General features: G+C 63.1%; 4 protein-coding genes. All 4 read right to left on the bottom strand.

The window, feature by feature from the left end; translation table 11 throughout:
- Positions 1 to 2948: efflux RND transporter permease subunit (locus tag JWQ61_RS00320; protein ID WP_304358749.1), on the bottom strand; the 2948-nt coding region annotated here is incomplete at its 3' end.
- A gap of 13 nt (positions 2949 to 2961) precedes the next feature.
- On the bottom strand, positions 2962 to 4146 hold the full coding sequence (locus JWQ61_RS00315) for an efflux RND transporter periplasmic adaptor subunit (protein WP_304358748.1): 1185 nt from the start codon (positions 4144 to 4146) through the stop codon (positions 2962 to 2964).
- A 23-nt stretch (positions 4147 to 4169) separates the two neighbouring features.
- Positions 4170 to 5654, bottom strand: a complete 1485-nt coding sequence (locus tag JWQ61_RS00310) for an efflux transporter outer membrane subunit (RefSeq protein WP_304358747.1) — start codon at positions 5652 to 5654, stop codon at positions 4170 to 4172.
- Between the two features lie 565 nt (positions 5655 to 6219).
- Positions 6220 to 7809, bottom strand: a 1590-nt coding sequence (locus tag JWQ61_RS00305) for an ATP-binding protein (protein WP_304358746.1), incomplete at its 5' end; no start/stop codon positions are given.

Raw genomic sequence — 7809 nt, 5'->3', positions numbered from 1 at the left:
ATGACCAGCAGGCTGAGGAAGGTCGAGGTCACCAGGCCGCCGATCACGGCAATCGCCATCGGGCCGCGGAAGCTGGAATCGGCGCCCAGTCCCAGCGCGATAGGCAGCATGCCGGCGCCCATCGCGATAGTCGTCATGACGATCGGCTGGGCCCGCTTGTGGCAGGCGTCCATCAAGGCGTCGAAGCGGTTCAGTCCATGATCGCGGCGGGCCACGATGGCATACTCGACCAGCAGGATCGAATTCTTGACCGCAATCCCCATCAGCATCAGCAGGCCGATCAGCGACGGCATGGAGAACGAGTTGTGCGTAATCAGCAAAGCCGCGAACGCGCCGCCGATCGACAAAGGCAATGCCGCCAGGATCGTCACCGGCTGCAGGAAACCCTTGAACAGCAGCACCAGCACCATGTAGACGCACAGCACGCCGGTCAGCATCGCCAGGGCGAAACCGGAGAACAGTTCCTTCATGACTTCAGCATCGCCCAGCGCGCCGCGCTTGACGTTAGGCGGCAGGTTGTTCAGGCTCGGCAAGACATTGACCTTGTCCATCACTTCGCCCAGCTCATGGCCGTTCAGTTCGACGTGGATGATCACGCGGCGGTTGCGGTCGATGCGGTCGATGCGCGCCGGTCCGCTGTCGAAACGGATATCGGCCACCGAGCTGAGCGGCACATTGCCGCTTTTCCCCTGCACCGATAAACGCTCCAGCACACTCATGTCGTGCCGCGCGTCTTCCGGCAGGCGCACCCGGATCGGCACCTGGCGTTCCGGCAGGTTCAGCTTGGCGACCGATTGGTCGTAGTCGCCCGAGGTCGCTATGCGCAAGGTTTCGCCGATGGCGGAAGCGGTGACGCCGAGGTCGGCCGCTTTCGCGAAGTTAGGCGTGACGATGATTTCCGGACGCACCAGGCTGATGCTGGACGTCACGTTGCCGAGATCGGGAATGGTGCGGATCTCGCGCTCCACCGCCTGCGTCACCGCGCTCAGCGCCTGCGGATCGTCGCCCGACAGCAACAGCTGCAATTCCTCGCCGTTGCCGCCGGCGCCGACGGTATACCGCAAGCCAGGCAACTTGGTCAGCAACTTGCGCAGCTCGATATCGACTTCGCTCTGTTTCTTCTTGCGCTCCGGCGGATCCTTGAGCAGCACGGTCAGCGTGGCGCGGCGCGCATCGTCGCCGCCGATCGCGCTGTATACCTGCGACACGTCCTTGTTAGTCAGCAGCAGGCTGCGCGCATACTCGGCGCTGGCGCGGGTGTTCTCCAGGATGCTGCCAGGCGGCAGTTCCAGGGTCACCTGCGTCTGGCCGCGGTCGCTGGCCGGGATGAAACCGGTCGGCAGGAACGGGATCATCGCCAGCGATGCGATAAAAAACAGCGCCGCCATGCCCATGGTCTTGACCCGGTGCCGCATGCACCAGGACGCGATCACCAGGTATTTCGCCATCAGGCGGCTTTCCTTCTTTTCATGCAGGATAGGCTTCAGCAGGTACGCCGCCATCATCGGCGTCAGCAGCCGCGCCACCACCAGCGAGGTGGTCACCGCAATCGCCGCGGTCCAGCCGAACTGCTTGAAGTACTTGCCGACGATGCCGCTCATGAAGGCCGTCGGCAGGAACACCGCCACCAGCGTAAAGGTAGTTGCCACCACCGCCAGGCCGATTTCATCGGCAGCTTCCATCGCTGCCTGGTATGGCGTCTTGCCCATGCGCAGGTGACGCACGATGTTTTCGATTTCAACGATCGCATCGTCGACCAAGATACCGATCACCAGGGCCAGCGACAGCAAGGTCACGCCGTTGAGGGTGAAGCCGAGGTAGTTCATCACCATGAAGGTCGGGATGATCGACAGCGGCAACGCCGCCGCGGCCACCAGCGTCGCGCGCCAGTCGCGCAGGAAGAACCAGACCACCAGCACCGCCAGCAGCGCGCCTTCATACAGCAGCGACATCGAGCCGTCATAGTTTTCCTGGACCGCGTCGACGTTGTTGAAGGCTTCCTCGATCTTCACATGGGAAGCTTTCTCGCCCAGCGTCGCGACCGCTTTCTTCACCGCCTTGGATACCGTGATTTCGCTGGAGCCTTTGCTGCGCGTGATTTCAAAACCGACCACCGGCTTGCCGTCCAGCAGCGTGATGGCAGTGCGTTCGCCGACGCCGTCGGTCACCTTGGCGACCTGGTCCAGCCGGATCACATGGCCGTCCGGCAAAGCCATCTGCAAGGCAGCGATTTCCGCCACATTGCCGACCGTGCCGATGGTGCGCACCGATTGCCGGGCGCCGCTGATATCGGCCTTGCCGCCCGGCGCTTCCTGCTGCACGCGCTGCAGCTGGCGCGAAATCTGCGCCGCCGACACGTTCAGGGCCGCCATCCGTTCCGGATCGAGTTCCACCAGCACTTCGCGGTTGACGCCGCCGACGCGGGCGATCTTGCCGACGCCAGGCACCGACAGCAAGGCCTTGGACACCTCGTTGTCGACAAACCAGGACAAGGCTTCTTCATCCAGCTGTTCGGACTTGACGGTGTAGGTGATGATCGGCTGGCCCGAGGTGCTCGCCTTGCCGTAGACCGGATCGCGGACGTCGATCGGCAAATCGCTGCGCACGCGGTTGACGGCGTCGTGCACATCATCCATCGCTTCCTGGATATCTTTTTCCAGGCGGAATTCGATAGTGATGTTGACCACGCCATCGTTGATGGTGGTGTAGATATGGCGGATGTCGGTAACGGTAGCGACCGAGTTTTCAATCTTGCGCGCCACTTCGGTTTCCAGCTGCGAAGGCGAAGCGCCCGGCAAGGCGGTGGAAACCGAAATGAACGGAAAATCGATATCGGGCGAATCCTGGATCAGCATGCTTTTGAAACTCATCAGGCCCATGACGGTGAGCATGATGAACAGCAGGATGGCGGGAACCGGGTGCTTGATCGAAAGAGCGGAAAAATTCATGGCGGGTCCCCGTTTACTTCAATGCCAGCGGCGCGGCGTTGGCAGCGACCGGTTTACTATCGGCCGAATTCGCCACCGGATTCGCCACCCGCACGGTGTCGCCGTCGGCCAGGAAGCCCGCGCCCTTTTCGATCAGCACCATCGCCGGCGTGATGCTGCCGGCGCCGTCGACCACTTCAATCCGTTCGCCGACGCGCCGTCCCAGGTTGATCTTGGTCTGTATCACTTTATCGTCCTTGCCCAGCTGGTAGACATAACTGAAGCCGTCGCGCATCACCACCGCGCTTTGCGGCAAGGTCAGCGCCTCGGCGCGGCCGAGCAGGAACTGGCCGGTGCCGAACATGCCGGCATGCGCGCTGCCAGGCACCGGCAGATCGACATACACCAGCGCGTTGCGGGTAGCCGGATCCACCGTCGGCGCAATCATGCGCACCTTGCCGTCGACCAGCACGCCGTTGGTGACACGCAGTTTCACCGCCTGCCCGACCTTGATCTGCAGCAGGTCGGTAGCGTTGACTTCGGCGCGCCATTCGAGGCGGCTCTGGCGGATCAGCTTGAACAGTTCCTGGCCCTGCGACGCCACCGCGCCGACGGTTGCGCTGCGCGAAGAAATGACGCCGTCGTCAGGCGCGATCACCTCGGTCTGGCGCAGCCGGATCTGCTGCATTTCCAGGCTGGCCTGGGCCGACAGCAAACGCGCCTTGGCGCTGCGTTCAGCCACTTCGTATTGCGTGGTCTGCTGGCCGCTCAAGGCGCCGCTGTTGACCAGGGTGCGCGCCCGCTCGGCATTGGCGTCGGCTTCCGACATGGCCGCCCGCGCTTCTTCCACCGCGGCTTTTTGCTGGGCCACCTGGGCCGCCACGCTTTCATTGGTGAAGCGCGCCAGCACCTGGCCGCGCTTGACCACATCGCCGACATTGACCCGCACTTCCGACAGCAGCAAACCGCCCAGCTCGCTGCCGACCACGGCTTCCTGCCAAGCCGCGATGCTGCCGTTGGCGGTCAGGGACAACGGCCAGTCGACGGTTTGCGCCTTGGTGGTGGTGACGGTGAGCGAGGCCTTCGGCTTGGCCGCTTCCTTGTTGTCCGCCTTGTCGCCGGATTTGGCGTGGTTGCTGGTAGTGGCCCAGAATGCACCGCTGGCGATCACGACCACGGCGGCGACGATTGCTGCTTGCTTGAAAGATGGCTTTTTCATGACAGGATTCTTTACGGATAGTATTAAGAACGATCGGTGTCTGGCGCGCGCGCAGGGGTAGTTTCCGCCTGCTGCTTGTCATTGCGCCAGCCGCCGCCCAGGGCCTTGTAGAGTGCAATCCAGGCGGTCACATGTTCGCGTTGTACGCTGATTTGAGTCTGCTGCGCCGACAGGAAAGTGCGGCGCGCATCTTCCAGTTCAAACAGGCTGCCGCTGCCGGCCTTGAATTTGTCGTCGTTGGCGCGGAAGTAGCTCTCGTATTCCTTCGCCGCCAGCGCCGCATCGTCTTCGCGCCGCGCAGCTGCATCCAGCCGCACCAGCGCTTCTTCGATTTCACGCGCCGCACTGCGCACCTGCAGCTGGTAGCCGGCATAGGCTTCGTCGTAACGGCCACGCGCCAGGTCGACTTGCGCCCTGCGCAGTCCGGCATCGAACAGCGGCAGCTTGAGCGACGGGCCGAACGACCAGGTGTCGGAACGGGAGCTGCTGCCGTCGAAGCGGAAACCGCCGATGCCGATGCTGCCCAGCAGCGAAAGGCTAGGATAGCGGTTGGCCTGCGCGACATTGATCTCGGCGCTGGCGGCCGCCAGTTCGCGCTCGGCGACAGCGATGTCAGGCCGCTGCGACAAAGCCTGCGCCGGCACGCTCTCGACCACGAAGCCGCGCGGTGTCGGCAGCCGCTCGTTGACCGCAAGCTTGGTGCGCAAGGCCGGTTCGGGAATGTCGGTCAGCGCCACCAGGGCCTTGACGTCAAGATCGCACTCGGTACGCTGCACCACCAGTTTTTGCCGTGCATCCGCAGTAGAGCCGTTGATCAGGGCTCCGTCTGCCGGCGCCGTAAATCCAGCCTTGACTTTCAGCGCCGTCAGCTGGGCAGTCTGTTCGCGCGACTTCAGGTCCTGCGCCAGCATCGCCGCAATGGCCACGCAGGCACGGTAGTTCACCAGGGTGCTGCCGACTTCCGCCGCCAGCGACACTTTGGCGCCGTACCAGTCGGCGTTGCGGGCGAACACGCGCGCGTTGGCGGCTTCGGCCGTCTTGCGCTTGCCGCCAAACAGGTCAAGTTCCCAACTGGCGTCGAAGGCGGCCGTGCTGTTGGTGGTGATGATGCTGGCGCTGCCCAGGCCGGTGGTGCCGGAGAGAGATTTGCTGCGTGTGCTGCTGGCGTCGGCGGCCAGCGACGGAAAGAGCGCGCTGCCGGCGGAACCCGCCGCGGCGCGCGCCTGCGCGATACGCGCCAGGGCCTGCGCCAGGCTCGGGTTGCTGGCCTGGGCCGCAGCCACCAGCTCGCTCACCAGCGGGTCGTCGAACTGCGACCACCAGCCCGTCAGGTCGGCCGCGCCAGTACCATTACCGTTGGCGGCGGTTTGCGGGAGGCTGGCCTGGAATTGCGGCAGCACGGCTTGTGACGATGTAGCTGGCGAGGGTTCCTGGTAGGTAGGCCCGACAACGCAACCGGCGATCACGGACAGCAGGGGTACGCTGCCGAGCATCTTGAATAAACGCATCCTTTTCCCTTACATGATTTTTTGAGGGGCTCCCAAATGCGGGATTTTTAATTGTTTTATGCTGCTTTTATGCTGCTTTACTGGGTGTAACGCTGTCTTTGGCCATTTGCTGCAACTCTCCAATGTACAGTGTGTGCCGACACTGTAAAGAGGAAAATTGCCGTCCGGTATGCGATTGCGACAAGTTGCAGGATCGTGGGGATCAACCGACTAAAACACGGGATGAAATGCAATCAGGCCAAAAAGCAGGAAATACCCACGAAATATTATCAAAAAATTACCATCGAGGGCATCCCGTCAAATTTCTGCGCAGCAATAATAGCGTGCTTCTACCCTGTTTAGTAAGCCCCATACCACTTTTGTGGCATGCGTTGCGGCCCTGGAGAGTCATGCATGATGCCCGATTTTTTTGCACGATCATGAATCGATCATGAAGACAGCAACTTAGGGACCGAGTATTCAAGCTTTCGGGCGGTTTGTCGTTAACTGAATGACAGTTAACCGGGAACAAAAACAAAAAAATCCGCCCTCAGGCGGATTTCCGTTTGCCAGCCGCTCGCACTGCTTAGTCCGACAGCGAGGCCAGCCGCAGCAACTCAAGGTCCAGCGCGGTTTCAAGCTCACCGATTTCCGCCGCCACCACATCCACCCGCGCCTGCAGTTGCGCCACATCCGGCGGCCCCTCGCAGGCCTCTTCCAGCGCCAGGCAAGCCGCGTTCAGCCGCTCGGCGCCGGCGATCCGCGCCGCGCCCTTGATCCGGTGCGCCATGTCAGTCACGCCGCTCCATTGGCCGTCGCCAGCGCTGGCGCTCAGGCGCTCCAGGTCTTGCCGGTTCGACGTCACCATTTGCCGCAGCAGCTTCGCGGTCAAGGCCGGATTGCCCTGGGTCAGCTGGTCCAGCGCCGCGCGGTCGAATACCTGTTCGTGCGCGGCCGGCGGCAGCGGCGTCGCACCCGGCCCGGCGCCGGCGCCGGTTGTTATCTGCGCCAGGCGCTCGCGCAACATCTCCAGCCCGATCGGCTTGAACAGGCAATCGTCCATGCCGGCTTCGCGGCAGCGCGTGATTTCTTCCGCCTGGGCGTTGGCGGTAAACCCGAAGATCACAGACCTGCGCGCCGCCGGATGGGTTTCTTCGATCTTGCGGATGGCCCGGGCCAGCGCGTAGCCGTCCATCACCGGCATCTGGCAATCGGTGATGATCAGGTCGAACAAACCCGGCACCCACGCTTGCAAGGCCTCGTCGCCATCTTCGGCGGTGGCGGTCCGGTGGCCGAGGAATTCCAGCTGCTGGGTGATCACCATGCGGTTGGGCGCGTGATCATCGACCACCAGCACACGCAAGGGCTTGAAGTTTTTGGCATGATCCGCGGCCGCCGGCAATACAGGCGCGGCGACCGCATCCAGCGCCAGCACGGAGAAAGCGGCGCTGACCAGGGTGCCGACGCCAGGTTCGCTGGAAAGCTGCAGGTTCCCGCCCATCATTTCAACCAGCTTGCGGCTGATGGCCAGGCCCAGCCCGGTGCCGGAACCGGCGCGGTTTTTCGCCGCCCCCACCTGTGCAAACGGTGCGAACAGTTTTTCCTGGTCGGCGGCGCTGATGCCGATTCCGCTGTCTTCGATGCTGAGCCGGACCTGGAGCCGGTCCTGTCCTGCCATGGCGCCCTCCAGCCGCACCTGGACCGAGCCCTTGTCGGTAAACTTGATGGCGTTGCCGACCAGGTTGAAAGCGATCTGGGTAAAACGCTGCGGATCGACCAGCACATCGCGGCGCAGCTCCGAATCGATCTGCAGCCGCAGCTGCAAGCCTTTCTGCCGCGCCAGGCCGTCCGCTACGCGCACCACCGATTCGATCAGTTCATGCAGGCTGGCGCGCTGCGGAAACAGGTCGAGCTTGCCCGACTCTATCTTGGCGATATCCAGGATATCGCCGATCAGGCCCAGCAAGGTCTGCGCCGAACCGTAGGCCACCTCGATCGGCGCACGTTCCCAGCGGCCCTGCTCGTCATACTTCAGCGCCAGTTCGAGCATGCCGATGATGGCGTTCATCGGAGTGCGGATTTCGTGGCTCATGGTGGCCAGGAAACTGCTCTTGGCCTGGCTGGCCTGGTCCGCCTCGTCCTTCGCCGCCAGCAGTTCCTGCAACAGGTTGTGGCG

The sequence above is a fragment of the Collimonas fungivorans genome, from assembly GCF_028292705.1.
GTDB classification, from domain to species: Bacteria; Pseudomonadota; Gammaproteobacteria; order Burkholderiales; family Burkholderiaceae_D; genus Collimonas; species Collimonas fungivorans_B.
Note: the sequence above shows the minus strand (reverse complement) of the source record. Positions and strands in the feature narration are given on the sequence as shown.

What these genes read in the sequence shown, in the direction of transcription:
- JWQ61_RS00310 (WP_304358747.1), bottom strand. Translation starts at nt 5,654, where the DNA reads ATGCGTTTATTCAAGATGCTCGGCAGCGTACCCCTGCTGTCCGTGATC.
- JWQ61_RS00315 (WP_304358748.1), bottom strand. Translation starts at nt 4,146, where the DNA reads ATGAAAAAGCCATCTTTCAAGCAAGCAGCAATCGTCGCCGCCGTGGTC.